The following is a 25,834-nucleotide window of genomic DNA, read 5'->3' on the forward strand; positions in this document are numbered from 1 at the left end:
TTATTGCGCGCCAACCCATTGTAACTTGAGCCCTTTGTGGGTATTTAACTTGCCCATTACTTGCTCTACCTGGGTTTTGCGTACCGAAAATTTAATACTGCAATCCAGTTCGGCAATTTGCTCCAGCACCTGTAAGTGCTCTTCTTTAATGATGCGCATCACATCATTCATCAAAGCATATTCAAAGGTAATCGTATAAACATCGTTCACCGTCTTTTCAACAATCTGCGCTTGCTCCAGGGCCGCCTCGGTAGCCAGTTTGTAAGCATTGATCAAGCCCGGAACGCCCAAAAGCGTACCGCCGAAATAACGCACTACTACAACCAACACATTAGTTATGTTTTTAGATAGCAGCGTATTAAGAATGGGCCTGCCTGCGGTACCCGAAGGCTCGCCGTCGTCATTCACGCGAAAAACGGACCTATCTATACCCAGCCTAATGGCCCAGCAATGATGGTTGGCCTTAGGGTGTTCGGCCTTTAGTTTGGCAACGAGGGGCTTTATATCAACATCCGACGAAACCGGATAAGCGTAGCCGAGGAATTTGCTACCACGGTCGCGAAAAACGCCTTCGCTTGCAGAGGCAATTGTTTTGTACGTATCGTCGAAAAGCATTTAATTTTGAGAGAGAGTTATTATGATAATAGCGACTATGGCCAGCCCTATGCCGATTTTGTTGAGCAGGCTTAACCGTTCTTTAAACAATACCAAACCCACTATTGCGCCGGCAGTTATCACACCAATGTTCATGGCAGAAAATACCGACGACGGGCTTGCCGAAAGTTGCTGGTGCGCTTTAAGGTAGAACAAAATGTTGCCGAAATTAGCCACCCCGATTATCCAACCGAACATCACATGCGGCCAGGAAATGCGCGCACCTTTGGTGAGCACACGAAAAATAAGGCTGACGAATGCTATGATAAACGCCAGTATCAGTATCAGGAAAAGCGAGGTGGTATAAGGCACGGCCTTAAAAGCGGCAACTTGCTTAAACAAAATATCTATTGCCCCAAAGCCCAGGAAAACGATGAGCAGGTAAAACCAGGCATTGCTCAATACCCTTCGGTTGGCCGTTTGCTTTTGCCAGGGTATCGAGCAAAGGATGGCAGCAAAACCAACAATTACGCCTACCATCTTGAGCGGATTAAGTGTTTCGTTGAATAACCAGAAGGCCGCTACAAGGGGAATCAATAGCGATAAACGTTGCGCAATATCCGTACGCACGATGCCCGCCACCCGTACCGATGATGCCATCACCATAAATATAACCGGCAGCAAAATACCCACTGCGGCATACACCAATATAGGCCCGGTCTTAAATACCTCCAGGTTTACGTGTGGACGGAAGAAGAACCAGGTAAGCAGGACAGCCACCGGGTAGTTCCAGGTGATGGCCTGCGAAATATCAATACTATAGCGCCTGGCCAGTTTTAACAAAACCGACACAATTACGCTGCAACAAACACTCAGGAAAACGTATAACATTAGCTTTTAGGCTGATTATAATAAACTTGCAAACGGTCAACTCCTACGGGGTATTGCCCCCTGTTAGCGCCGCTTATATTTGGTGCCGGTATGCCATTGGTTAAAGCGTCCGGTCCGGTTAAAATACGGGCCTCATCCCATAATCCGGCTTTTATAAACGAATTTAAGGTGCGCGCCCCACCCTCTATGATTACCGACTGGATATCCTGCAGGTACAATTGATACATCATATACTGCGGTACATAGCGGTCGAAATCTTCCAGGGCGATATATTTTATTTTGCCCTCAATGTCGGTTTTTATTTCGTTAAAAATCAGAGTTTCCACCGTTTGGTCAAAAATGTTTAAATCCGATGACAATTCCAGCCTGCGATCTACAACCACACGTTTTGGCGATTTTCCTTCGGCATAACGCGTGTTTAATTGCGGGTTATCGGCCAGTACAGTGTTCTTGCCAACTAAAATTGCGTCTTCTTCGGCACGCCATTGGTGCACCAGTTTACGGCTTTCGGGGCCGGTTATCCAATGCTGACTGCCATCGGCGGGTGCAAAAAAGCCATTGGCGGTTTGCGCCCATTTTAGTATAATGTATGGCCTGTGCATTTGTACACGGGTAAAAAAGCGACGGTTAAGCCAACGGCACTCTTTTTCCAACACCCCTACGGTAACCTCAATACCTGCTGCAAGTAGCTTTTCTATCCCCTTGCCATCCACCTGCGGGAAAGGGTCGCGGCAACCCACCACTACTTTGGGGATACGGTGCCTGATAATCAAATCTGCACAGGGGGGCGTTTTGCCGTGATGCGCACAGGGTTCCAGCGACACGTAGATGGTGGAGTTTTGCATCAAGTCGGCATAATTAGCATGGTTGTTTATGACCATGTTAACGGCGTTTACTTCGGCATGTGCCTCTCCGTATCGGCGGTGATACCCCTCGCCTATTATCCTGTCCTCGTGCACGATTATTGCACCCACCATGGGGTTCGGGCTAACATGGCCTGCGCCCAAAGCGGCAAGTTCCAGGCAGCGCTGCATATATATTTGGTGTTGCGGCATGGTACAAAAGTAGCTTTTATGTTACTTTGTTGCATGAAAACTATCAGGGATGTATTCTTCAATTTCCACCAAGGTTTAGATGAGCTTTATGGTGCTCATGAAGCTGAGGCTATAACACTGATGGTAATGAGCGAGATAACGGATATATCACGCGCCAAATTAAAAGCATTCCCCGAGGACGATGTTCCATCTGAAGCATTGGAAAACATTGGAAGCATCCTTGCAGAACTAAAAACGGGCAAGCCCGTGCAATATATTTTAGGCAGCACGGAGTTTTATGGACTAACTTTTCTGGTAAACCCGGCAGTACTGATACCCCGACCGGAGACAGAGGAGTTGGTTGAATGGACGCTGGAGACAGTGGGTAGTTTGCAGCTGGCGGCGGGCATTGAGGAAACGCCCTTACGCATTTTGGATATTGGTACGGGCAGCGGATGCATTGCCATTAGCCTGAAAAAGAACCTGCCGGATGCCGCGCTGACGGCATTGGATATTTCTGCGGATGCTTTGCAAACCGCTAAGCAAAATGCGGTAATCAATGAGGTAGATGTTGAATTTATTCAAACCGACATCCTGAACCAATCTCCGCTCACTACTCACTATTCACTTATCATAAGTAACCCCCCATATGTTACGCTGCAGGATAAGACGCTGATGCATGCCAACGTCACCGATTTCGAGCCGCATACTGCTTTATTTGTGCCGGAAGATAACCCGTTGCTGTTTTATGATGCCATTGCCGATTTCGCCCGGAATAATCTTTTACCAGGCGGCCTGCTTTTCTTCGAGATAAACGAAGCGTTTGGACAGGAAACGGTTGAGCTCTTAGCCAATAAAGGTTTTATTAACATTGAGTTGCGGAAGGATATGAGTGGCAGGGACAGGATGATAAAAGCGTCATTATAACCCTAGAGAAGTAATATTTTGCGCCTCCGGGCACGCAAATCGGTCATGCAATTCAGAGACGCAAAATATTGATTTTTAAGTCATTTCGGTGTATAGACGCAAAATATTGCGTCTATACCGTAATCACCATTTAAACTTTTTCTCAATAAACTTAATCAGGTTAGCTGCCATTACTTTTTGCTCGGCTTCATTGGGATGCTTACCTGTGCCATTGTAGGGGAAGAAGTTGGTGTAGATGCCTTTATCATGCATGCGTTTTACCGCTTCTTTGATATACCCCGGCCATGGCGAACCTTCTTTAGTGGCATCCATGGCACCTAAAGCACATACGATTTTGGCATCTGGGTATTTGCCCCGGATTTTCCCGATGAAGTTCTGGTAGGCATTGATAATAAACTCATCCGAAGGCGGCGTATCGCCGAAATGGGCCTTAAATTGCGCATTATCGGGCTGCTTCAATATCCACGAATCGTTTTGGAAAAGGTTCACAACCACTACCTCTGGCGTATACTTACTAAAATCCCACAATTTTGTTGAATCAAGTGCATTTGTACGGTCATAAATGTCGGGCATTACATACGGAAACCAACTCACGGTAACCCCAATACCGCTTTTAGCAATGCAATAGTACTCGGCGTTGAAATGACGCGCAGTAATATTTGCATAGCTTTTGTATCCATTTTCAAATTGGTAAGTGCCGCGGTCTTTACCCTCCAAATCTTCTATAGCATAACCGCAAGTGATAGAATTGCCATAAAATTCAATTCTGTGCTTGTAGGTGGGTGGGGGCAAAACTTTTGCACTATCATTAAGCGTAAAACTATAAAACAACATGCTACCCATAGCAAACTCGGTACGCTTAAAAAGCTCTAGTTTATGGGGACCGGCGGGTAAACCTGATGCCAGCTCATACTTTTTTTTATATTTCTTTAGCTGTATGGTATTCACCATTTTGTCATCAACCACCACGGTTACAAAATCCTGCCCGGTATTATCATCAAGCGTAGCTTTTGCGCTAGTGCCTTCAAAATTGATAACAACCGAAGAGGCTGACCAGGTGAGTTCTACAGCATCATTTTTAATCCCCACACGGCCCATATAATGGATATTGGGGTCGCTGTAGGAAACTACGGTTTCGGCCGTGCAGCTAATAGAAAAACAAAAACCAATTACGACAATTAAGTGAAAGATGCTGAATCGTTTCATCGATAATATATTTATGATATCAAATCTATTTTATTTCAAGGATGATTTGGGGGTTAAATTAAAAGGCGACAGACCAAATTACTTAAAATAAACGTAAGTTATACCTTGGCCACCCCTATCTGCGTGCTCATCTTCCATCCTATCAACCTGTTCGTATTTTTTCAAATACTGCCTGATCATTTTACGTAGGATGCCGTCGCCTTTGCCGTGGAGAATTTTTAAAGTAGCGAAGCCCATCATCAAAGCCCTGTCGAACAGTTTCTCTATTGCGAACAGCGCATCTTCTGTACGCATGCCGCGTACGTCTATCTCCGGGCTAAAATTAGCAATATCACTGGTATGGCCAATATTGCTGCGCCTTATTTCTTTAGGCACGGTAGATTTTGCCACTTTTTCTACCCGTTTGCGTTTCACTACCGTGCGCAGTTCACCCATGGCAATTACTACGTTATCTTTTATCAGCTCCATTACCTGGCCGGTGGTGTCGCCGTCGGTCAATTTCACCCAGTCGCCTACTTTAATTTCCTCATCGGTTGCTGCCGCCGCTTTGGGTGCTTCTGCCTTAAACGTGTTCTTTTTCACTTCAGCAGTGAGTGTATCGCGCAGCGTTTTAGTTACTTCTTTATCGGCGTTGCTGCTTTTTATCTCGGCAATGGTGTTTTCAACCAGTTTATTGGCGTTCAGGATAATGTTTTTCGCTTCCTGCTTAGCCTCCTTCATCAATGACTTGCGATTTTCATCTAAAAAGCTCTTCAGCTCTTCATTCTCTTTCAGCAAAAGGTTTACGTGGCGTTGTTGCCTGTCTAGCTGTTGCTTGGTATCGAATATTTCCTTCTTCTCACGCTCAAGGTCAACCAGTAAACTATCCACCTTTTTTTGGCCTGCGCTTATTTTGTTTCGGGCCAGGTTCAATACATTTTGCGGCAGGCCTATCTTTTGTGCAATCTCAAAGGCGTACGAACTACCGGGCTTACCAACTTCCAGCATGTACAAAGGCTGCATAGCGGTATTGTTAAATAACATTGAGGCGTTCTCTATCCCTTCGGTGTGGCTCGCAAATATTTTCAGGTTTGAGTAGTGCGTGGTTACCATTCCGCGCACTTTTTTATGGTTCAGTGCTTCCAGCACAGCCTCGGCAATCGGTCCGCCAAATTGCGGGTCGGTACCGGTACCAAACTCATCTATAAGTATCAGCGTTTTGCCATTAGCACCCTCCACAAAATATTTCATTTTAGATAAGTGCGCACTATAGGTACTTAAATCGCTTTCGATGGATTGGTCGTCGCCGATATCTACGAACAGTTGCTTGAATACCCCCGCAACGCTATCGGCGCTGGCGGGTATCAATAAACCGGCCTGCACCATCATCTGCAGCAAGCCAACCGTTTTCATACAAACAGATTTACCACCCGCATTGGGGCCCGAGACTACGATAATTCGCGTGCCTTCATCTATCGAAACGTTAAGCGGCACAACGGTCTTATTCTCCTTTTTAAAGTTGAGGTACAGCAAGGGGTGGCGCGCGTTGTAAAAGGTAAACCGGCCCTCGTTCACCACCTTGGGCATTTCGGCTTCTATATCTATCGCAAACAGCGCTTTAGCACGCACGAAATCGAGCTTAGTAAGCAAGCCATGGTATGATAACAACAACGGCACATATGGCCGCAGTTCATCGGTCAGCCCGGTAAGTATCTTGATAATTTCGCGGCGGCGGTCAAATTCCAAATCGCGAATCCGATTATTGAGCGAGAATACTTCCTCGGGTTCCATATAAACCGTTTGCCCGGAAGCCGATTCATCATGGATGAAGCCCTTTAACTTTCGTTTGTTCTCGGCCAGTAAGGGGATACAAAGGCGACCATCGCGCACGGTGAGCGAGCCATCCGCGGTCCAGTTGCTTGCACTGGCCGCTTTAAATATCTGGTCTATCTTCTTACGCGCTTCCTGTTCGGCTTTAGCAATGCCGCTGGTAATCTCCATCAACTCTCGCGAGGCGTTATGACGGATTTTCCCTTTGGGGTCTATCACCTGGTCTATCTTGCGGATGATAGCCTTTTCGATAGGCAGGTGCTCAAAAAGCGCTTCCAGGTTAGGGTACACGTCTTTCCGCTCGTTGAAATAGGCAATTACTGCAAAAACCGTAGTAAGCGACGCCAGCACCTGGAAGAACTCTTCTTCTGACAGGAAAGCACCCTCTATCCTGGCCTTATTGGCCAGTGATTTTATATCGTAAAAATGGTTGATGGGCAGCGCATCGTCGTTCTGAAGGATATTCTTGAATTCATGTGCCTGGTTAAGGAATTTGGCTATCAGGTCATAATTACTCATTACCTGTATCTTATCCACCATTTGCTGGCCCATTACGCTAAGGCAATGTGCCTTTATCAGTTCCTTTATCTCGGTAAAGCCGAGTTTATCGGCACTATTTAACGGGTATAGCATTTTTGTTTCCCGGCGCGGTATTCGACCGGCCTTTTTTATTTAACGAATCTATTTTTGCCTGTATATTGGCGCTTACACGATCATACATCTCCAGCATTTTTACCGGCTGGGTAGTGTAATACTTCAGGCTCGCCTTAAATTGCTTATCGGTGGTGTGATGCCTTTTAAACAATGCTTTGTACCGCGCCGAGCCATATTTATATAAACTATCTGGCGTTTGGCTTACGCTGTACAGGCTGCCATCAGTGAGGTGTACATCGGTAAGCAAGCTTATCATGGGCTCCTCGGCAATGGTACCTTCAGGGGCGTTATTACCACTGCAAGCGGCAAAAAGCATCAATACTGAAAAAAACAAGATGATATATTTATGCATTCTGTAATTTAGCGGCGTTATCAAAAACAAATTTACGGATAAATGAGCATTGCAGATAATATCAAAAGCCTAAAAAAGGAAACCGAAGGTACAAACGTTACTTTGCTGGCTGTTTCTAAAACAAAACCCGCGGCAGAACTTATGGAGGCCTATGATGCAGGACAACGTTTATTTGGCGAAAACATGGTGCAGGAACTGGTAGAAAAACACGAAACCATGCCAAAAGATATAGAATGGCACCTGATAGGCCACCTGCAAACCAATAAGGTAAAGTACATAGCGCCCTTCATTAGCATGGTACAATCTGTAGACAGCATGAAGCTGCTGCAGGAAATAAATAAGCATGCTGAAAAGAATAAACGTATCATCGACTGCCTTTTGCAGATATATATTGCCGATGAAGACACCAAATACGGCCTGGGTTTTGACGAGGCCATAGAACTTTTGCGCAGCGAGGAATATGCTGCCTTGAAGAATATCCGCATCCGTGGCCTGATGGGCATTGCAACCAATACCGATAATGAAAAGCAGATAAAGGATGAATACTACGAACTGAAGACATTCTTCGATGGTGTAAAAGCCAGCTTCTTCCGCAAGGAGGTATCGTTCGATACCCTATCGATGGGCATGTCAGCAGATTATAAGCTTGCTATTGAGCAGGGTAGCAATATGGTGAGGTTGGGCAGTACCATTTTTGGGGCAAGAGTGACTCGATTAAGGGATTAAGAGATTAACAGGATTTTTTGTCTGAACTCGAATTTGACACGATTTAGGGATTGAAGGATTAAACCTGATTCTTGCCTGACTCGAATTTGACACGATTAAGGGATTGAAGGATTAAACAGGATTCTTGTCTGACTCGAATTTTTCGCAGTTATTTATTTTTTAAGGCACTCAAGAGGGCTTCGCAGTTAAACGAATTTTAAGGATTTACAGAATAGCTTCAATTGAGGCATCCACATATGGAAGAACAAAAAAATCAAAAACTCCCCCTTCAGGGGGTTGGGGGACTGCAAAAGCTCCCCCTTCAGGGGGCGGGGGGGGCTGGCCTAAGAGTAGCCGTTAAAGCTGATTGCGCACGCATATTAGAATTGATTATCGAGTTGGCTATCTTTGAAAAAGAGCCGGACGCCGTTACCGCAACACTGACCGAACTGGAGGAGGCTGGTTTTGGGCCGAAGCCGGTTTGGAAGGCCTTTGTGGTAGAAGATGACGGCATCATCGTCGGCTTTGCGCTGTACTATATACGCTACTCTACCTGGAAAGGGCAGCGCCTTTACCTGGAAGATTTGGTGATTACGGAAAGTCACCGTGGTAAAGGACTGGGTAAGTTGCTGTTCGATAGGCTGATACAGGAAACCCGTGAACTGGGTTTCAGCGGCATGGTTTGGCAGGTGCTTGATTGGAACGAACCCGCCATACAATTCTATAAAAAATACGAGGCAAGCATAGAAGCCGGTTGGCTGAATGCCTCGCTTAGCAAAGAACAGATCAATAATTTTTAAGGGGATGAAAGTGATGAGGGGGATGTTGGGGATAGGTGTTGTGCTGATGTTTTTGGCCTCGTGCAATTTTGGTAAACCGGAAACCAAAGTTGAACCGGATATTTTTACGGATACGGTTTTGTATGAGATGAAAACTATTCGTGAACGAGCAAAAGATTGCAGTACCGGACCCGATAGCACCTGTACGATGGCAGAGATAAGCTATCCGGTTTTTAAGGGCCAGGATGCGTTAAACGATACGCTTAAGAATAGACTATTAAACCTGGGGGCGAACGGCGACGAAAAGCCTGATTCCTCGTTTCAGACAATGATAAGCACCTTTTTCAAGAGCTATGAGGAATATAAAAAAGATGATGAGCGAAAGAATATTGCATTTGATCTTCAGGAATATGCCCAGGTAGTAAATCAGGACAGTTGCCTTATAGCGATTAGGTATGGCACCTATTCATTTTCAGGTGGGGCGCACGGCTCGGGATTTGACGCATTTATCAATTGGAATCCAAAGACGAAAAAGGTTGTTTATCTAAACGATATTCTTTTGCCTAATTCAGAAAAAGAGTTAAACATTATTGGTGAACGCATTTTTAGGAAGGATGAGAAACTTGCAGATAATGCTTCTCTTGAACAGGACTATTTTTTTAAGGATAATAAATTCGCGCTTAACGAAAATTACCTTTTTACGCCAACCGGTATTCGATTCCTGTATAACGAATACGAAATAAAACCCTACGTAGCCGGGCAAACCGAGCTGAATATACCCTGGGCACAATTAAGAACACTCATAAAACCACATTCGGTGGTTGCGCAATACATAGAAAAAAATGCTGGTATTTAAATTTGGAGGTGCTTCTGTAAAAGATGCGCCGGGCGTAATCAATTTAGCCAATGTAGTTGGGCGATATGCCGGTAAGCAATTGCTGGTTGTGGTATCGGCCATGGGTAAAACCACTAACGCTTTGGAGCGGCTTACCAATGCCTATGTAAACGGCGAGGGCGACGTACATGAGCTGTTCGAAGAAATAAAGGCTTATCACTTTCATATCCTTTCGGAATTATTCGAGACGGGGCACCCGGTATTCGATGAGGTAGCTAACGCCTTCGTAGAAATCGACTGGATGATAGAAGACGAGCCGCACGATGATTACGATTTTATTTACGACCAGATCGTATCCATTGGCGAACTGGTTTCTACCCGCATTGTAAATGCCTGGCTTAACCAGCAAGGCATAGCCAGTAAATGGCTGGATGTGCGCGGCTATATCCATACCGATAATACCTACCGCGAAGGCGTGGTTGATTGGGATAAAACCCGGGCCAGCATCCAAAACGACTTACCCGATATGCTGGAGAAAAGCGTAGTAGTTACCCAGGGTTTCCTGGGAGGTACATCGGAGAACTTCACCACCACGCTGGGGCGCGAAGGCTCTGATTATACCGCATCCATCATCGCTTCCTGCATTGGTGCAGAATCCGTTACCACCTGGAAGGATGTGCCCGGCATACTGAATGCCGATCCGAAGCATTTTGCCGATACCATCAAATTCGATGAACTAAGCTACCAGGAGGCCATAGAGATGACTTATTACGGGGCGAGCGTTATCCACCCCAAAACCATTAAACCTCTGCAAAACGCAGGTATCCCCCTATTGGTAAAACCCTTCACAGACCCTGATGCATCGGGTACAGTCATAAAAGACAATGTTGTGAATAGCTTTGCCAAACCGGTTATCATTGTGAAGCAAAAGCAGGTGCTGTTATCAGTGTCGGCTAAGGATTATTCCTTTATTTCGGAAAGTCACCTCAGCGAGATATTCGGCCTGTTTGCGGCAAACCATGTTAAGGTAAATGTAATGCAGACTTCGGCTTTGAGCTTTACGGCCTGCATTGACCTTGTACCCGGGCGTTTCGAAAAATTGCTGGCGGCATTAAAGCTGGTTTTTAAGGTGAAGTATAACGACGACCTCACGCTGATAACCCTGCGCCATTATACCGATGAAGCACTGGCGGAAATAACCGAAGGCAAAACGGTATTGATGAAACAAACCAACCGCAATACGGCACAGGTGGTGATCAAATAAGCAGGAGAACCCAGGCAATAAGGGCAGCGAAAAGAGTATTGAGGAAATTGACGGCATCGTTCTTTAGATACCCCCTGCGCTCCAGCGTCGCACCCAATACCGAATCGAACAGGTTGCCCGCCGTGCCTGCTATAATAATCACCCAAAAACTATTGCCCCAGCCGTAGAAGAGCGCGTAAACAGTTGCGATGGCCGTCGATCCTGCTACGCCAATCAGCGTACCTTCCAGGCTGATTACACCGTCCCTGCCCCTTTCGTCGGGCTTAAAAGTGATGATATGGTAATGCCGCCTGCCGTAAACAACGCCCAACTCCGAAGAGAGCGTATCTGCCGTGGCCGACGATAAAGCGGCTGCCAGCAAAATGGCAAGCAGGTTGCCGTATGCAGGCATTATGAATATGAGCACGGCTAACAAAGCCGCCAACCCTCCATTAGCCAATACCTGCGCCACATTCCGTATTTGCGGGTGGGTTTTACCTTTGGTTATCTTTTTCCATGCCGTGGCGAGGGTAGCTAACACGAAGAAAGTCGCAAGCAAAGCAACGCCCATAGCACCTGCGCCGATAAAAATAGCAATGGCAATCAGGCCGCCGGTTAGCGTGCCTTTCAAAGTAAGTTTACGCAGCTTGTAAACAATTAGCAGTACTAAAGGAAGTATGGCGCAGAAAACGATATTGGCAATGGGCATACGGCTGCGAATTTGAGGAATTATCAGCAAATTTAAAGGATGGTACCAAACATGAGAATGCCAGGGTACTTTCAGCCCTTCGCCTCCTCTTCCACATGTACGATAATAGACCGGATGGCGGTATCCAGGTCCTCGCCAGCTTTTTCCAGTTTATCCAAGGCTTCAGGGTCTACATGTTGCTCCGATAACTTTATCACTGTAATCAATCCAAGTATAGATGCCAGCGGCTTGCGCAACTCGTGTGATTGGATAAAGGCGATATTCTCCAGCGCTTTATCTTTACGCAAACTACTGATGATGCGCAACTGGTTATCCTTACGGATAATGCGGTACTGCAAAAACAATATAATACTGAACACGATAAACAGCAAGCAGCCTGCTACGGTAACGATTAGCTGCCGGTTCCTGCGCGTTTGCCGCTGATCCATCTCGGCAATTTCCTTATCCTTTTTAGCTGTTTCGTATTTTATCTGCAGTTCGCTAAGCTTCACTTCATTCACCTTTACCCGTACCGAATCGCGCATTTGCTTTGCCTTGCTCAACAAACCCAGCGCGGTTTTATAATCACCGGCATACAAGTAGCAATCGTACATATGCTCGTATATCTCCATTTCGCGGTATGGCTCTTTTATGGCACGGGTAATATCGAGGGCCTTGTTTAAATACTCCATGCCTTCTTGCCTTCCGCCGGTGAAAAACAGCGCCTGGCCAAGCCAGCAATAGCCGTAGGTAAGGGAACGCTTGCGATCGTATTTTTCTGCCAGTTCTACGCCTTTTGCTGCGTAAACAATGGCGCGTTTGTAATCCTTATTATCCAAATAGTATTGACCCACATTATCGTACAGCGGGATGCGCAACAACTCATACTTCGGGCTGGACTCGGCTACCTTCAGCGCCCTTATCTGCACATTTATCGAACTATCCGGCAGGGTATTATCAACACCGTGCCCTTTGCGGTAACTGTGTATAAACATCGCTTTCATGCTTAGGTTACCAATTATCGCTGCGGTATCTTTATTAGCGATGGCCCATTTCAACCCCTTTTCCTGCGCCTGGAAGGCCATCTTAAAATTAGTGCTTTCTTTATGCAGGTTGGCTATCAAACCATATATCTCCGGGTAAGCTTCATTGATATCGTATTTTTCTATATCCGCCAGGCACTTTACTGCGGCAGTCATCGATTCCTCGTGCCGGGAAGACATCCACAAGTAATGCGCGGTAAAGATCCTACTATACACAATAGCCTTTTTACTACCGCCTGCCTGCCCTATTTCAAGCAACCGGGCAGCAACGGCAGGAAGCGAATCTGCATGTGCATTTTCCAGCCTCTCGCCTGTTTTAATAAGCTGCTGTATTTCATTGCTATTTGATGGGGTTGAGGTTTTTCCTGCCGGTTTCTGCTTACAGCAGACCATGAGGGCCAGCGCACAAATAAGCATTGATAAACGTTGTGCAATAGCGGTCATAGGGTATTAGAAAGCGTTGTATTTTGGCGCTTCTAAAGCTATGAAAAAACGATAATAAATAATTAACCTGTACGTCTGTTATTTCCTATAAAACAAAACGTGTCAAACACAACAGCCAATTAACCCGCTGGTAAGGTCCAGTTTTGCATATCCTTTGTATAAGTAAGTGCATTCTTCCCAAATTAATCCTCCCTAACGGTACTTTCCGTATCTTAGCAGCGTTAGCAAATACCTATGTCTAAAAAGAAGAAAAAAGGCAATTCATCCATCAACCAGGTGCTTACGCAAATGGTACTGGATATATTCGAACAAAACGGCAATACACCGCTCAACCATAAACAAGTTTCGGCGAAACTCAATGTGCGCGACCCGGATGCCCGCGAAGTGATATTTGATGTATTAAAAGAAGAGGCATTTAAGGGCGTTTTAAAAGAAATCTCCCCCGGCAAATTCCAGTTGCTGGAGTTGAAAACATTTGTGGAAGGCAAGGTCGATTTGACCAACGACGGCTCAGCATTCATCGTTACCGACGACCCAGCAGAAACGGATATTTTCGTAGCACCTCGCAAACTGCGCAACGCTCTTAACGGCGACAGAGTAAAGGTTTACGTGTATGCCATCAGTAAGGGCAAACGCCAGGAGGGCGAAGTGATAGAGATATTGCAACGTAACAAGATGGAGTTTACCGGCGTGGTAAAACTATCCGAACGTTTTGCCTTCTTTGTGCCCGACGACCGGAAGATGATGCACGATATCTTCATTCCCATCCCTGATCTTAATGGTGCCAAAAACGGCATCAAAGCTGTAGCAGAAATTACCGACTGGCCGGCAGGCGCCAAAAACCCAATTGGTCGTATCAAGCATGTATTGGGCAACCAGGGTGAGAACGATACCGAAATGAACGCCATTTTGGCTGAGTACGGTTTCCCGCTTTCCTTCCCTGCCGAAGTAGAGAAGGATGCCGAGGAGATCCCAGCCGAAATATCTGTAGAAGAAATTGCCAAACGAAGGGATTTCCGCGAGACGCTTACCTTCACCATCGACCCATTCGATGCCAAAGATTTTGATGATGCTATCTCCTACAAAAAGCTGGATAACGGGAACTACGAGATAGGTGTACACATTGCCGATGTATCGCATTACATCATCCCCGATTCGGCCCTGGATAAGGAAGCTTACGAGCGCGGCACTTCGGTATACCTGGTAGACAGGGTGATACCCATGCTACCCGAGCGTTTATCGAACGGGCTTTGCTCCCTGCGCCCAAAAGAAGATAAGCTTTGTTTTGCCGCCGTGTTCGAGATGGACGATAACGCCAATGTGATTGAGCAGTGGTTTGGTAAAACCGTTATCCATAGCGACAGGCGTTTTACCTACGAGGAAGTGCAGGACGTAATAGAAACCAAAACCGGCGATTACCCTGAAGAAATAGAAACATTAAACGCGCTGGCCTATAAGCTGCGCGAACGTAAGTTCAAAGCAGGTGCCATTAGCTTCGAAACCACCGAAGTGAAATTCAAGCTGGATGAAACCGGCAAACCAACTGGTGTTTACGTAAAAGAGCGGAAAGATGCCCATAAGCTGATTGAAGATTTTATGCTGCTGGCTAACAAAAAAGTAGCCGAATACGTGAGCAAAATGGGCAAAGGCAAGCATAAGTACACCTTTGTTTACCGTGCCCACGACTCCCCCAAGCCCGATGCACTCGCCAACTTCGCACAGTTTGCGGCAAGATTTGGGTATAAGATCAATACCAAATCGGATAAGGAAATCGCCAAATCGCTCAATTACCTAATGGAGGATGTTGAAGGTAAAAAAGAGCAGAACGTGCTTACCCATCTGGCTATCCGCAGTATGGCGAAGGCGATTTACACTACTAAAACATCCAGCCACTACGGGTTGGCATTTGACCATTACACGCACTTTACCTCGCCTATACGCCGCTACCCCGATGTAATGGTACACCGCTTGCTGTTCCACTACCTTAACGGTGGGCAAAGTGTAAACGGCGACCATTATGAAGAACTTTGCAAGCACAGCTCGCTAATGGAAAAGAAAGCTGCCGATGCGGAACGTTCTTCGGTGAAATACAAACAGGCCGAATACCTGAAAGACCAGGTGGGTAACATATTTACCGGCATTATTTCGGGCGTTACCGAATGGGGCATGTATGTGGAGATCATCGAAAACAAATGCGAGGGCATGATACGCCTGCGCGATATCAGCGATGATTTTTACACCCTCGACGAAAAGAACTACGCCATTATTGGCCAGCGCAAAAAGAAGGTTTACCAGCTTGGCGATGAAGTAAGTATCCGCGTAAAGAACGTAGATTTGACCAAGAAACAAATAGATTTTAGCTTAGTAACCAATTAATTTAGTGAGTGGTGAACGGTTGAGAGGTGAGTGGTTTTACTATTCACCTAGTCAACCACTCACCATTTAACCAACACATGAGAAAACTCGAAGACCTGCAATCCCTTATTGCAACCTCCGTAGAAAAACTGCAATACCCCGCCTATCCGGCCGAACTTTACGAACCGATAAGTTATATTTTGTCTATCGGCGGCAAGCGCATGCGCCCGGCTCTATTACTCATGGCCTGCGACCTATTTGGCGGCGATGTGGAAGCAGCCCTTCCCCCTGCACTGGCTATAGAGGTGTTCCATAACTTCACGCTGATGCATGACGACATTATGGATAACGCCCCTATCCGCCGAGGTCGCGCTACGGTGCATGAAAAATGGAACCAGAATGTGGCCATCCTGAGCGGCGACGTGATGCTGATAGAAGGCTATAAACTGATGATGGAGGTGCGCGATAACATCCTGCGTCGCGTATTGGATATTTTTAATGATACCGCTGTAGGCGTTTGCGAAGGCCAACAGTTGGACATGACCTTCGAGACCAGCAACGATATTAGTATCAGCGAATACATCAACATGATACGCCTTAAAACGGCGGTGGTACTTGGCGGTGCGTTAAAAATTGGTGCATTGATTGGCGAGGCGGATGATAAGGATGCGGAGTTATTGTCTGATTTCGGCGTGAACCTAGGTATTGCCTTCCAATTGCAAGACGATATCCTTGATGTTTATGGCGACCCGCTAAAATTTGGCAAACAGGTTGGCGGTGATATCATCTCCAATAAAAAAACCTACCTGCTGATAAAAGCATTAGAACTGGTACAAGGCTTCGATGCCGAAGAATTGCAACGCTGGATAACCTTCACAACCTTCGATGCTGCCGACAAAGTAGCTGCTGTTACGGAAATCTACAACAAGGTAAATGTGCGCCAATACGCCGAAGAAGAAATGCAGGCCTACGCCGAAAAAGCATTTAAGGCTCTGGAGCTAATCAACCTCCCCGAAGACAGCAAACAATACCTTCGCGATTTTGCCGACGGCTTGCTGGTGAGGGAATATTAGTATATTGAGGTTATGAATTGGACTTTGCTGATGTTGATGGGATTGTTTGCATCGGCAACAGTTTGCGCGCAATCAAATCAGCTCAAAGAAAAGGCGAACACCAATTCCCAGAAAACAGATAAAGTACTATCTCCCGATAGTGAGGGCATTGACGTATACCCAAGTTTTTCAGGAGGACAAGCGGCACTTAGTACTTTTATAAAGAAAAACTTACGTTGGCCAACAGGACCTAAACGCGAGGGTAAAGTTGTGGTGGAATTTACTGTGGAGAAGAATGGCAAATTATCAGGGTTCACGCTAAGAAAATCGTTAGCCCATGATTATGATAACGAAGCTCTACGGGTTATTAAAAGTTCACCACTCTGGATACCTGGCCGGAAGCTTTTGGCAAAACGTAGCGCACCGGCCAGCTATCGAATGACATTGCCTATTGCTTTTAGTCTAAAATAAAATCAGGATACTATGAAAATAAAACCATACCTCATCACCATTTTTTGTGCGTTGAGTCTAACCGCCTCCGCCCAGAAAAGCAAAATCACCTCCGGCGGTGTGTTAAAGCCTGAGCAGGCCAATATGGATATCCGGCATTATAATATTGCGCTGGATGTGAACTTCGAGCACAAAACCATCGATGGTTACGCAACTATCGACTTGCTTTTGGCGAAGCCGACGCATGCGTTGTTATTCGACCTGCTGGATTCGCTAAACGTAAGTGCTGTATTGGTGAATGGTAAAAAAGAACCGTTTACTTATAAAAGCAATATGATAACCATAAACACGGTAAAAGAGCTGGCAGCGGGAAAAGCAAGTGTAAAGGTGGTTTACGGCGGCAAGCCGCACATAGCCGTGCGCCCGCCATGGGACGATGGATTTACCTTTACCCGCGACAGCACCGGCCACAACTGGCTGGCCATTACCGCCGAAGGCACAGGCGGCAAAGTGTACTTCCCTTGTAAGGATCATCCATCTGACGAACCTAACGAGGGCGCAGATTTGATTATCACGGTGCCTAAGGACTTGGTAGTTGCCGGTCCGGGTTTATTAATAAGCACTACCAAGAAAGGCGATAAAGCCACCTTCCACTGGAAAACCAATTACACCATCAATAACTACAGCATCCTGTTCAACGTGGGCGATTATAAGCTGGTTAAACGCTCCTACAAAAGCGTAGCCGGCAATACAGTGCCCATTTGGTTTTATGTACTGAATGAACATGCCGACAAGGCTAATAAACTGATGGATATGTTCGAAGTAACCATCCACGAAAAGGAAAAATACTTTGGCGAATACCCTTGGGCTAAAGAGAAAGTAGGCCTGGTAGAAACGCCGCACCTGGGCATGGAACACCAAAGCATGGTGGCCTATGGCAATAAATTCAGGTACGTGAAAGTTGGGAACCAGGATTACGACGGGCTGCTGCACCATGAGTTTGGCCACGAGTGGTGGGGCAATAAAGTAACCGCTATTGACTGGGCGGATTACTGGATCCACGAAGGCATCAACACCTATGCAGACGCCCTTTTTACCCTGGATTTTGCGGGCAAGCCTGCATATATCAATCTCTTTAAGAAATCAGCCAAAAGCTTCCAAAACAAGTTACCGCTGGTATTGGGTAAGGATATCGACGAGGAATCGGCTTACAATGGCGACATCTACAGCAAGGGGGCATTTTTTATGCATACCATCAACTACGTAATGGGCGATAGTCTCTTCTTCCCTACCCTGAAAGGTTTCGCTATCGACCCGAAACACACCTATAGCAACCTCAGCAATAGCGACGATGTGGAGCAATACTTCAGCGCGGCCTATGGCAAAAGCCTCAAGCCCCTGTTCGATATGTTCCTTCGTACTACCGACAAGTTGGAAATAAGCGTTACACCCACACGGGGCGACAACAAGTACCTGGTTAAGCTCAACAACATTAGTATGCCGTTGCCTGTAGACATCACTACCGATGCGGGCACTCAGCGTATGGTGGTAGATAGCAAAGGCATTACCATCAGCAGCAAAACCATGCCGGTTATAGATGCCGATGGCTGGTATTTTAAGCGGGTGATTTATGAATAGAACTATCTGCGGTAATTTACCAAATGAACGTTTGGTAATTTTATTGCGGAGAAAAAACGTTGAATAACTGTTGGAAATTGCTCAACAAAACATTCTAAAGCGCCTGATTGGTATTCAAGAGGCAGGCGACAAAGAGAAATTTGGGGTAGCCGATTATTTTACAGCTACCCCATTGCCAAATCCTTGTTGTAGCGGGTTCTATACTCCAATGGGGAAAGCCCGGTAATTTTCCGGAATACCTCCCTAAACGCTTTCAAATCGGCATAGCCTACCTCGTACATTACTTCGTTAACGCCTTTCCTGCTGGTTTCAAACGCTTTTTTTGCCGCCTCTATCTTAACCCGCTGCGCGTATGCTAAAGGCGTGTTGCCGGTTGCCTTTATAAACCTCCGGTCGAAATTGCGCCGGCCAATGGCAAAACTCGCCAGGTCTTCCATCGATATTTTTTCTTCGGGCATGCTCTCTATATATGCCTGCGCTTTTTTCACCAGCTCATCGGTATGCGTGCGTTGCCCTTTAAAAATAATAAATGCCGATTGGCTATGTCTGTCCATCTCTATCTGGAATACCTTTGCGCAAAAAATTGCCGTGTCGCGGTCATAGTATTTCTCTACCAGGTAAAGGATGAGGTTAAGAAAGGAGTAAGCGCCTCCGTTGGTATAGATACCTTGTTCATCAGTAATGAGTTGATCTGTTTGCAGACTGATTTTAGGATAAAGCTGCTTCAACTGATCTGCAGCCGACCAATGCGTAGAGCAGCTTTTACCATCTAGTAAACCAGCTGCCGCCAACAAGTAGGCCCCGGTACAAATACTGGCTACACAGGCGCCGTTGCGGTATTGTTTGCCAAGCCAATCGATCAATTCGCTGTTTGTTTTTATAGCTTGATGGTAATTATGATTAAGGGATGGGATGATAACCAGATCGGTTTTGCCGATTGCCGATATATGCTTATGCGGCCTGGCTGTGAATAAACCGCCGTAAAAGTCCACCTCGTTGGATATGCCGGCGAGCTCTATCTCAAATACCTGCTTTTTACCAAGTTCTTTGCGGTAAGCGTTGGCGCGGGTAAAAATCTTATAGGCCCCCACAATACTGCTGAGGTTGTTCTCGCCGTTCGGCACCAGGATGGTAAGATGTTTCATAACGAATGCTTTACTGTAAAGGTAGTGGTTTAGCAATGTCTAAATCAACCCGTTATGTTGTCTGAATAACACCCCATATCAGTGATATTCGGAATCTATATTTGTGATATCGCCAAACGATTTTAAACACCACTCCCAAAACCATGAGAAATACGAACATCTGCCTGTTACTGGCGTTGCTTGGACTTAGCGCCAGCAAAAAAGGCTATCAAGCCCCAAAAACTGACCAACAAAAACCAATGATAATGACAACAGCATCCGTTACGATGGCAACAGACCAGCTCACGCCCCAGGAAAGGGAATATGCCATCACACTATTAACGCAAACCGAAGCAGGCGTTTTCGCATCCATAAAAGGCTTTACGGATGCACAATTGCAATACAAACCCGCTACCGATAAATGGAGCGTGGAAGACTGTGTAAAACACATTGCGGCAGCCGAAAAAGAGCTTTGGCAAATGGCGGATGCTGTGTTGAAACTACCCGCAAATCCCGACCAAAGGGCTGGGATAAAATTTACTGATGCGCAATTGGTTGCTGCCGTTGAAGACCGCTCGCATAAATCAAAAACCTTCGCAGCACTGGAGCCGGCAAACTCGCCTTACAAAACCGTCGCGGAAGCACTAAAAGCATTTAAAGAGAACCGTAAAAAATTAATCGCGTTTGTTAAAAACACGCAGCGGGACCTGCGTAACCACGTGGTCGTACTACCACTCGGCACCTACGATAGCTACCAATTTATTTTGCTGATAGCAGCGCATAGCAACAGGCATACCCAACAACTGGAAGAAGTAAAAAACAGCACTGATTTCCCAAAGAATTAATTGCAAACTTTTCTTGATACCCTGGCGAACCAATAAATACCATGACAGATTTTACAACTTCATTTACCGTTACCCAAACGCCGCAGCAGGTGTTTGATGCCGTAACCAACGTGCGCGGCTGGTGGTCTGAGAGCCTCGAAGGTGCGTCGAAGCAACAAAGCGACGAGTTTGTGTACCGGCACAAGGATGTGCACTACAGTAAACATCTGTTAACCGAGGTTGTCCCGCTTAAGAAAGTGGTGTGGCTAACTACCGATGGCAGCATCAATTTTGTAAACGATAAAACCGAATGGAACGGCACTACCGTAGTATTTGATATCGAAGAAAAGGGCGGGCAAACGACACTTTGGTTTACTCATATAGGACTGGTTCCTGCGTTGGATTGTTACGAAGGTTGCAGTGGTGGTTGGAATTACTATCTGCAAAGCTTGCGCAACCTGATAACTACCGGCAAGGGCAATCCGGATTTGTAAGTTGGTATTATTAGCAGGTCGAAGAAAAAGGCTTCTTATCCAGGCCACAAAAAAGAGCGTTTTAGGGGGATCTTTAAAAATTCGATACGATTGTAGAGGTTTAAATATTGCGTTTCAGGAGTGCATTCACCCAATGCCGCTGTCGCGAGATCGAATCTCGTCTTTCGCTCTGAAATCCCTCCCCTAACCCGGAGGGATTTTTTGTTTTGGCACCATCCAAATTCCTCTTCCGGATCATAAAAAACTTTCAATCCGTATCTCCAACTACTAAATCTTCCCTTTCTTCAACTCATCTGCCGCAAAGTTTGCTGCGCGGGCAGTTAAAGCCATATAGGTTAGGGAAGGGTTTTGACAGGCAGCGGAGGTCATACAGGCACCGTCGGTTACAAAAACATTTAGGGCATCCCATACCTGATTGTTTTTGTTCAGCACCGATGTTTTGGGGTCGTGGCCCATTCGGGCGGTTCCCATCTCGTGTATGCCGTCGCCAACGTTGTGGCCACGGTCATGTGTTTCTATGTTCTTTACGCCCGCCATTTCCAGCATGGCTTTCGCTTCATTCACGATATCCACGCGCATTTTCTTTTCATTCTCTTTTATCTCGGCATCCATCGCCAGGGTTGGTAGGCCCCACTTGTCTCTATTTTCTTTATCCAGGGTTATTTTGTTCTCGTGGTAAGGCAGCAACTCTCCAAAACCGGCCAGGCCCATTTGCCATTGCCCCGGTTCTGAAAGTGCGTCCTTATATTGGGCGCCTATGTTCAACTCGGCAATTTCACGGCTCCAACCCTGTCTGCTTGCGCCACCCTGGTAGCCGAAGCCACGCAGGTATTCGCGTTTGTCGCCAAACAGGTTGGCAAAACGGCTTAAGTAAATACCGTTGGCACGGCGGCCATAGTAATATTTATCCTCGTAGCCCTCCATAATGCCGCTTGCGCCCAGGTTGTAGTGGTGATCCATAATATTATGGCCCAATTCGCCGCTGCTGCTGCCAAGTCCATCGGGCCAGATATCAGTCGCCGAATTCATCAGTACCCAGGCACTATTCAAAGCCGAAGCATTCACGAAAACAACTTTAGCAAAAAACTGGTACGTTTTGTTGGTTTCTGCGTCCAAAATCTCCACGCCTTTAGCGCGCCTGGTCTCTTTATCGTACAATATTTGGGTAACGATTGATTGCGGGCGTACCGTTAAGTTACCCGTAGCCAACGCCGCAGGTAACGTAGAGGATTGCGTGCTGAAATATCCGCCGAAGGGGCATCCCTCCCAACAGCGGTTACGGAATTGACATTTTGTACGGCCCGGAATGGCTGTAGTTAAATTAGCTACCCTACCGATAATCATATGCCGGCCAAATTTCTTTTTGATGCTGGCGGCAACGTCCCTTTCTATCCAGTTCATGTCCATTGGCGGCAGAAAGTGGCCGTCTGGCAATTGCGGCAGGCCTTCTATAGAACCGCTGATGCCTGCAAATTTTTCGGCGTGGGTGTACCAGGGGGCTATATCCTTGTAGCGGATGGGCCAATCGATAGCCCATCCATCTTTAGCATTGGCCTCAAAATCGAAATCGCTCCAGCGGTAGCTTTGCCGGCCCCAAAGAATAGACCTCCCGCCCAACTGATAACTTCGCCACCAATTAAAGGGTTTTATTTCGGTAAAAGGCGCCTCCTGCTCATCTATCCAGTAATCCATCACCGCCTCCTGGGCGCCCCAGTTACGCGAAATAACGGGCCGGCGGTTGCGCTGTGCCTGTGTTACATTACCCCGGTGCTCAAAATCCCATGGATTATTATTGGCTGTTTTATAGTCTTTAATATGTTCGAAGTTACGCCCCCGCTCCAACATTATTGTTTTAAGGCCACGTTCGGTAAGTTCTTTAGCGGCCCAGCCACCGCTGATACCCGAACCAATTACAATTGCATCATAGGTATTGCCGGCATTGGCTTTAAGATTTAAGTTCGGTGCGTCTACTAACATGTTTTTATTTAGGTTTTAGCCGGTGAAAATGCCGGCTATATATATTGGGAAAACAAGTTTATAGATTAATAATTGAAAATGCAAACGATTGCAGGGTTGGTTGGAAAGGTTGGAAAGGTTGGAAAGGTTAGAAAGGTTAGAAAGGTTAGAAAGGTTAGAAAGGTTAGAAAGGGAATGCCCCATAACAAGGTTTGTTTTAAAATTCTGAAAATTCTATAATTCTGTAAATTCAATTCAGATAAATATGCAAGCATCGCACACGAGGCTCTCCTAAGACGTAAGAAAGCCCAATCCTATCGCATATTCTGAACCATGATTAGTTATCTTTTAGGATTATGAATCATCCACAATTATTCATCAGGTAATCTTTAAATCATGAAAATCAAGGTTCAGAAAAAATCCTGTCGAATCCATAAATCTTTTAATCCTGTTAATTTATCCTAAGGCAATCTAAATTCCTAAACCAAAGCCTTATTTTCGCCTCATGTTACAGGTAAGCGCGCTTTACATCTATCCCATCAAATCTTTAGGAGGCATTGCGCTGGATAGTGCGCACGTTACCGATCGTGGCCTGCAGTACGACCGCCGCTGGATGCTGATTTACGAGAACAACCGCTTCCTCTCCCAACGGGAGAATATACAGATGGCCTTGTTAAAGACTTCTGTAGAGGTTGATGGAGTATGGGTAACCTACAAGCCCGACGGCACCTCCATCCATATCCCCTTCATCCCACAAACCGAAGAATTGCTGGAAGTTACCATTTGGGACGATACCTGTACCGCGCAATTGGTAAGCGCCGAAATAGATGCATGGTTTACCGCTAAGTTGGGGATGCCCGCAAGGCTGGTTTATATGCCAGACAGCAGCCTCCGCCAAACCGACCCGAGATACACCAGCGAGGGGATGGTTACTTCTTTTTCTGACGGGTATCCAATGCTCATCATCGGACAGGCTTCGTTAGATGATTTGAACAGCCGTATGCCCGCTGCCCTGCCAATGGACCGTTTCCGCCCGAATATCGTTTTTACAGGTGGCAATCCCTATAGCGAGGATAGCATGAAGCATATCACTATAAACGGGATAAACATGTATGGCGTAAAACTTTGCGCCCGCTGCGTAATGACCACCGTAGATCAGGTTAATGCTACCAAAGGTAAGGAGCCGCTAAAAACCCTGGCTAAATACAGGGCAAGGAATAACAAGATATACTTCGGGCAAAATTTGGTGCACAACGGCACTGGCGTAATGAACGTTGGCGACGAGTTGACAGTTTTGGAGTTACACGAAGAGGACAGGTTTTTCATTATGCCACCAGAGCAGGCTTAGGTATCTGCCTTTCCGCCTCCTGCTTTATAACCTTGTTACGTTTTTGCAACAGGCGAGTCATGTATTTCTCCAATATCAGCTTGTCCACAAGTCTTCCCAAAAAACCAAAGGGTGATTTAAAGATAAACTCATCCGTCATGATGGTATAGCTCCCGGCCTGTTTAAACTGGTGCAGATGGCGCAATATTTTGAATGGACCTTTTACGATTTCGTCGATAAAATAATCATTTGCGGCAAATTCGCTGATTCGGATGGTCATGTTCAGCTTCAGACCGAAGTGTTTGGCCTGCCAGGTTACCCAATCGTTTAAGCCGATAAGGCCGGATGTTTTGCCGGCGACGGCTTTCTCCCTCGTGTGCTGCATAGAGTTGACATGCAAATCAATACTGCGTGATAGATCGAAACATGCCGCAACGGGCGCTTTTATTTTGGTGGTTAACTTGATAATCGCCATGGCTTACATCCTCAAACTTAAAATATCATGTACAGCGTGCGCTGCCTTAGGAAATTGAAATACAAAGCCAGCATCCAGCAGGCGTTTCGGTGCTACCCAGCGGCTTTTCAGTACCAACTCTGTTTCGCTGCCAATAACCCACATTCCTATCTCCAGCAGCCATTGCGGTGCAGGCAAGCCAATTGGCATGCCATAAGCTTTGCGAATGATGCGCATCAAATCCTTGTTCTTCGCAGCTTCCGGCGCAGCTGCATTAATAACGCCATCAAGATCAGTATGCTCCATCAGGAATTCGGTGATGCGGGCGGTATAGTGTTCGTGAATCCAGGCAATATATTGCTCTCCATCGCCTTGTTTACCGCCCAGTCCAAACCTCACCAGGTTGAGCAACCGCGGGAAAACGCTATCGCTGCGCCCGAGGGCTATACCATGCCGGAGGCATACTTTGCGTGTTTTGGGTGTATCGGTATCAAAAAAACTTTGCTCCCATTGGTTGCAAACGTCAATAGAAAAACCGTAGCCAATCTCACCTGTGGTCTCGTCCTGCGCATGGTCTTCTGCATGGCGGTAGATAGTAGCAGACGCCAGGTTGATCCAAAGTTTTGGCGGTGCGGCCAGTTTATTGATTACCCTGCCAAGCAGGGCAGTCGGCACTACGCGTGAGCGGATAATTTCCCGTTTATTCTTTTCGGTATAGCGGCAATTCACATTCTTGCCACAAAGGTTTATCAGCATATCTGCACCATTTAGGGCATCCATCCATTCACCTTCGGTTTCGCCATCCCAAACCAAGGTTTTAATATTGGCATTGGCGGGTGCCGGTTTGCGGCTCAACAGGATAATTTCATCCGCAAAGTTCTTGTAATATTTAGCTAACACCGTGCCCAGGTAGCCATTGCCGCCCGCGAGTACTATTTTATGGTATTTCATGATCA

Annotated in this window: 25 protein-coding genes; 13 read left to right on the forward strand and 12 right to left on the reverse strand. The window is 46.3% G+C overall.

Annotated features, from left to right (window positions below):
* Genes E2R66_RS18105 through ribD form a run of 3 tightly spaced genes read right to left on the reverse strand, consistent with a single transcriptional unit; the run spans window position 1 to window position 2,540 of the window.
* A complete protein-coding gene (locus E2R66_RS18105; protein ID WP_133233151.1) occupies window positions 1-615 on the reverse strand; it encodes an IMPACT family protein in 615 nt (204 codons plus the stop codon).
* Window positions 616-1,485 (reverse strand): DMT family transporter, encoded by an 870-nt coding sequence (locus tag E2R66_RS18110; RefSeq protein ID WP_133233153.1) that lies wholly within the window; start codon window positions 1,483-1,485, stop codon window positions 616-618. It abuts the gene before it with no gap.
* A complete protein-coding gene (gene ribD / locus E2R66_RS18115) occupies window positions 1,485-2,540 on the reverse strand; it encodes a bifunctional diaminohydroxyphosphoribosylaminopyrimidine deaminase/5-amino-6-(5-phosphoribosylamino)uracil reductase RibD (protein WP_133233155.1) in 1,056 nt (351 codons plus the stop codon). Before ribD ends, E2R66_RS18110 begins: the two co-directional genes overlap by 1 nt.
* 33 nt (window positions 2,541-2,573) lie before the next feature.
* Between ribD and prmC the strand changes: the two genes are divergently transcribed.
* Window positions 2,574-3,446 carry a peptide chain release factor N(5)-glutamine methyltransferase gene (prmC, locus tag E2R66_RS18120; protein WP_158288442.1) on the forward strand — a complete coding sequence of 291 codons (873 nt, stop codon included), beginning with the start codon at window positions 2,574-2,576 and terminating at the stop codon, window positions 3,444-3,446.
* Window positions 3,447-3,569: 123 nt separating this feature from the next.
* Here prmC and E2R66_RS18125 read toward each other — a convergent pair whose 3' ends face one another.
* The 3 genes from E2R66_RS18125 to E2R66_RS18135 all read right to left on the reverse strand — a co-directional run bounded on the left by E2R66_RS18125 (window position 3,570) and on the right by E2R66_RS18135 (window position 7,467).
* Entirely contained in the window at window positions 3,570-4,652 is a 1,083-nt protein-coding gene (locus E2R66_RS18125; RefSeq protein ID WP_133233157.1) for an SGNH/GDSL hydrolase family protein, read from the reverse strand.
* Window positions 4,653-4,730: 78 nt separating this feature from the next.
* The gene (locus E2R66_RS18130) at window positions 4,731-7,094 is read right to left on the reverse strand and encodes an endonuclease MutS2 (protein ID WP_133233159.1); all 2,364 of its coding nucleotides are present in this window, start codon (window positions 7,092-7,094) and stop codon (window positions 4,731-4,733) included.
* Window positions 7,075-7,467, reverse strand: coding sequence for a DUF4296 domain-containing protein (locus E2R66_RS18135; protein ID WP_133233161.1), 393 nt, complete (start codon window positions 7,465-7,467; stop codon window positions 7,075-7,077). Before E2R66_RS18135 ends, E2R66_RS18130 begins: the two co-directional genes overlap by 20 nt.
* A 42-nt stretch (window positions 7,468-7,509) precedes the next feature.
* On the opposite strand from E2R66_RS18135, the gene E2R66_RS18140 reads away from it, so the two are divergent.
* The 4 genes from E2R66_RS18140 to E2R66_RS18155 all read left to right on the forward strand — a co-directional run bounded on the left by E2R66_RS18140 (window position 7,510) and on the right by E2R66_RS18155 (window position 11,050).
* On the forward strand, window positions 7,510-8,193 hold the full coding sequence (locus E2R66_RS18140; protein ID WP_133233163.1) for a YggS family pyridoxal phosphate-dependent enzyme: 684 nt from the start codon (window positions 7,510-7,512) through the stop codon (window positions 8,191-8,193).
* 236 nt (window positions 8,194-8,429) lie between these two features.
* Window positions 8,430-8,972, forward strand: coding sequence for a GNAT family N-acetyltransferase (locus tag E2R66_RS18145; RefSeq protein WP_133233165.1), 543 nt, complete (start codon window positions 8,430-8,432; stop codon window positions 8,970-8,972).
* A 4-nt stretch (window positions 8,973-8,976) separates the two neighbouring features.
* Window positions 8,977-9,807 (forward strand): DUF3298 and DUF4163 domain-containing protein, encoded by an 831-nt coding sequence (locus E2R66_RS18150; RefSeq protein WP_158288443.1) that lies wholly within the window; start codon window positions 8,977-8,979, stop codon window positions 9,805-9,807.
* On the forward strand, window positions 9,794-11,050 hold the full coding sequence (locus E2R66_RS18155; protein ID WP_133233169.1) for an aspartate kinase: 1,257 nt from the start codon (window positions 9,794-9,796) through the stop codon (window positions 11,048-11,050). Before E2R66_RS18150 ends, E2R66_RS18155 begins: the two co-directional genes overlap by 14 nt.
* Here the strand turns inward: E2R66_RS18155 and E2R66_RS18160 are convergent.
* Both E2R66_RS18160 and E2R66_RS18165 read right to left on the reverse strand, forming a co-directional pair.
* Window positions 11,043-11,738, reverse strand: a complete 696-nt coding sequence (locus E2R66_RS18160; RefSeq protein WP_133233171.1) for a DUF92 domain-containing protein — start codon at window positions 11,736-11,738, stop codon at window positions 11,043-11,045. The genes E2R66_RS18155 and E2R66_RS18160 overlap by 8 nt on opposite strands.
* 71 nt (window positions 11,739-11,809) lie before the next feature.
* Window positions 11,810-13,204 carry a tetratricopeptide repeat protein gene (locus E2R66_RS18165; RefSeq protein WP_133233173.1) on the reverse strand — a complete coding sequence of 465 codons (1,395 nt, stop codon included), beginning with the start codon at window positions 13,202-13,204 and terminating at the stop codon, window positions 11,810-11,812.
* 234 nt (window positions 13,205-13,438) lie between these two features.
* On the opposite strand from E2R66_RS18165, the gene rnr reads away from it, so the two are divergent.
* The 4 genes from rnr (at window position 13,439) to E2R66_RS18185 (ending at window position 18,699) form a co-directional block, all read left to right on the forward strand.
* Complete coding sequence (gene rnr / locus E2R66_RS18170) at window positions 13,439-15,580, forward strand: ribonuclease R (protein WP_133233175.1); 2,142 nt, start codon at window positions 13,439-13,441, stop codon at window positions 15,578-15,580.
* 77 nt (window positions 15,581-15,657) lie between these two features.
* Complete coding sequence (locus E2R66_RS18175) at window positions 15,658-16,632, forward strand: polyprenyl synthetase family protein (protein WP_133233177.1); 975 nt, start codon at window positions 15,658-15,660, stop codon at window positions 16,630-16,632.
* Window positions 16,633-16,644: 12 nt separating this feature from the next.
* Window positions 16,645-17,082, forward strand: coding sequence for an energy transducer TonB (locus tag E2R66_RS18180; protein WP_133233179.1), 438 nt, complete (start codon window positions 16,645-16,647; stop codon window positions 17,080-17,082).
* A gap of 12 nt (window positions 17,083-17,094) precedes the next feature.
* Entirely contained in the window at window positions 17,095-18,699 is a 1,605-nt protein-coding gene (locus E2R66_RS18185; protein WP_133233181.1) for a M1 family metallopeptidase, read from the forward strand.
* Between the two features lie 164 nt (window positions 18,700-18,863).
* Here E2R66_RS18185 and E2R66_RS18190 read toward each other — a convergent pair whose 3' ends face one another.
* A complete protein-coding gene (locus E2R66_RS18190) occupies window positions 18,864-19,844 on the reverse strand; it encodes a GlxA family transcriptional regulator (RefSeq protein ID WP_133233183.1) in 981 nt (326 codons plus the stop codon).
* A gap of 245 nt (window positions 19,845-20,089) precedes the next feature.
* Here E2R66_RS18190 and E2R66_RS18195 point away from each other — a divergent pair, with 245 nt between their 5' ends.
* Window positions 20,090-20,668 (forward strand): DinB family protein, encoded by a 579-nt coding sequence (locus E2R66_RS18195; protein WP_158288444.1) that lies wholly within the window; start codon window positions 20,090-20,092, stop codon window positions 20,666-20,668.
* Between the two features lie 41 nt (window positions 20,669-20,709).
* The gene (locus E2R66_RS18200; RefSeq protein ID WP_133233187.1) at window positions 20,710-21,141 is read left to right on the forward strand and encodes an SRPBCC family protein; all 432 of its coding nucleotides are present in this window, start codon (window positions 20,710-20,712) and stop codon (window positions 21,139-21,141) included.
* Window positions 21,142-21,408: 267 nt separating this feature from the next.
* On the opposite strand, the gene E2R66_RS18205 is transcribed toward E2R66_RS18200, so the two are convergent.
* Window positions 21,409-23,118 (reverse strand): GMC oxidoreductase, encoded by a 1,710-nt coding sequence (locus E2R66_RS18205; RefSeq protein WP_133233189.1) that lies wholly within the window; start codon window positions 23,116-23,118, stop codon window positions 21,409-21,411.
* Window positions 23,119-23,196: 78 nt separating this feature from the next.
* Here E2R66_RS18205 and E2R66_RS28415 point away from each other — a divergent pair, with 78 nt between their 5' ends.
* The gene (locus tag E2R66_RS28415; RefSeq protein ID WP_158288445.1) at window positions 23,197-23,337 is read left to right on the forward strand and encodes a hypothetical protein; all 141 of its coding nucleotides are present in this window, start codon (window positions 23,197-23,199) and stop codon (window positions 23,335-23,337) included.
* 265 nt (window positions 23,338-23,602) lie between these two features.
* Entirely contained in the window at window positions 23,603-24,445 is an 843-nt protein-coding gene (locus E2R66_RS18210) for an MOSC domain-containing protein (RefSeq protein ID WP_133233191.1), read from the forward strand.
* Here the strand turns inward: E2R66_RS18210 and E2R66_RS18215 are convergent.
* Both E2R66_RS18215 and E2R66_RS18220 read right to left on the reverse strand, forming a co-directional pair.
* Window positions 24,423-24,899, reverse strand: coding sequence for an SRPBCC family protein (locus E2R66_RS18215; protein WP_133233193.1), 477 nt, complete (start codon window positions 24,897-24,899; stop codon window positions 24,423-24,425). The genes E2R66_RS18210 and E2R66_RS18215 overlap by 23 nt on opposite strands.
* A gap of 3 nt (window positions 24,900-24,902) precedes the next feature.
* The gene (locus E2R66_RS18220) at window positions 24,903-25,829 is read right to left on the reverse strand and encodes a TIGR01777 family oxidoreductase (RefSeq protein ID WP_133233195.1); all 927 of its coding nucleotides are present in this window, start codon (window positions 25,827-25,829) and stop codon (window positions 24,903-24,905) included.
* Between the last annotated feature and the right edge of the window lie 5 nt (window positions 25,830-25,834).

This window comes from Mucilaginibacter psychrotolerans (assembly GCF_004519315.1).
Lineage (GTDB): Bacteria > Bacteroidota > Bacteroidia > Sphingobacteriales > Sphingobacteriaceae > Mucilaginibacter > Mucilaginibacter psychrotolerans.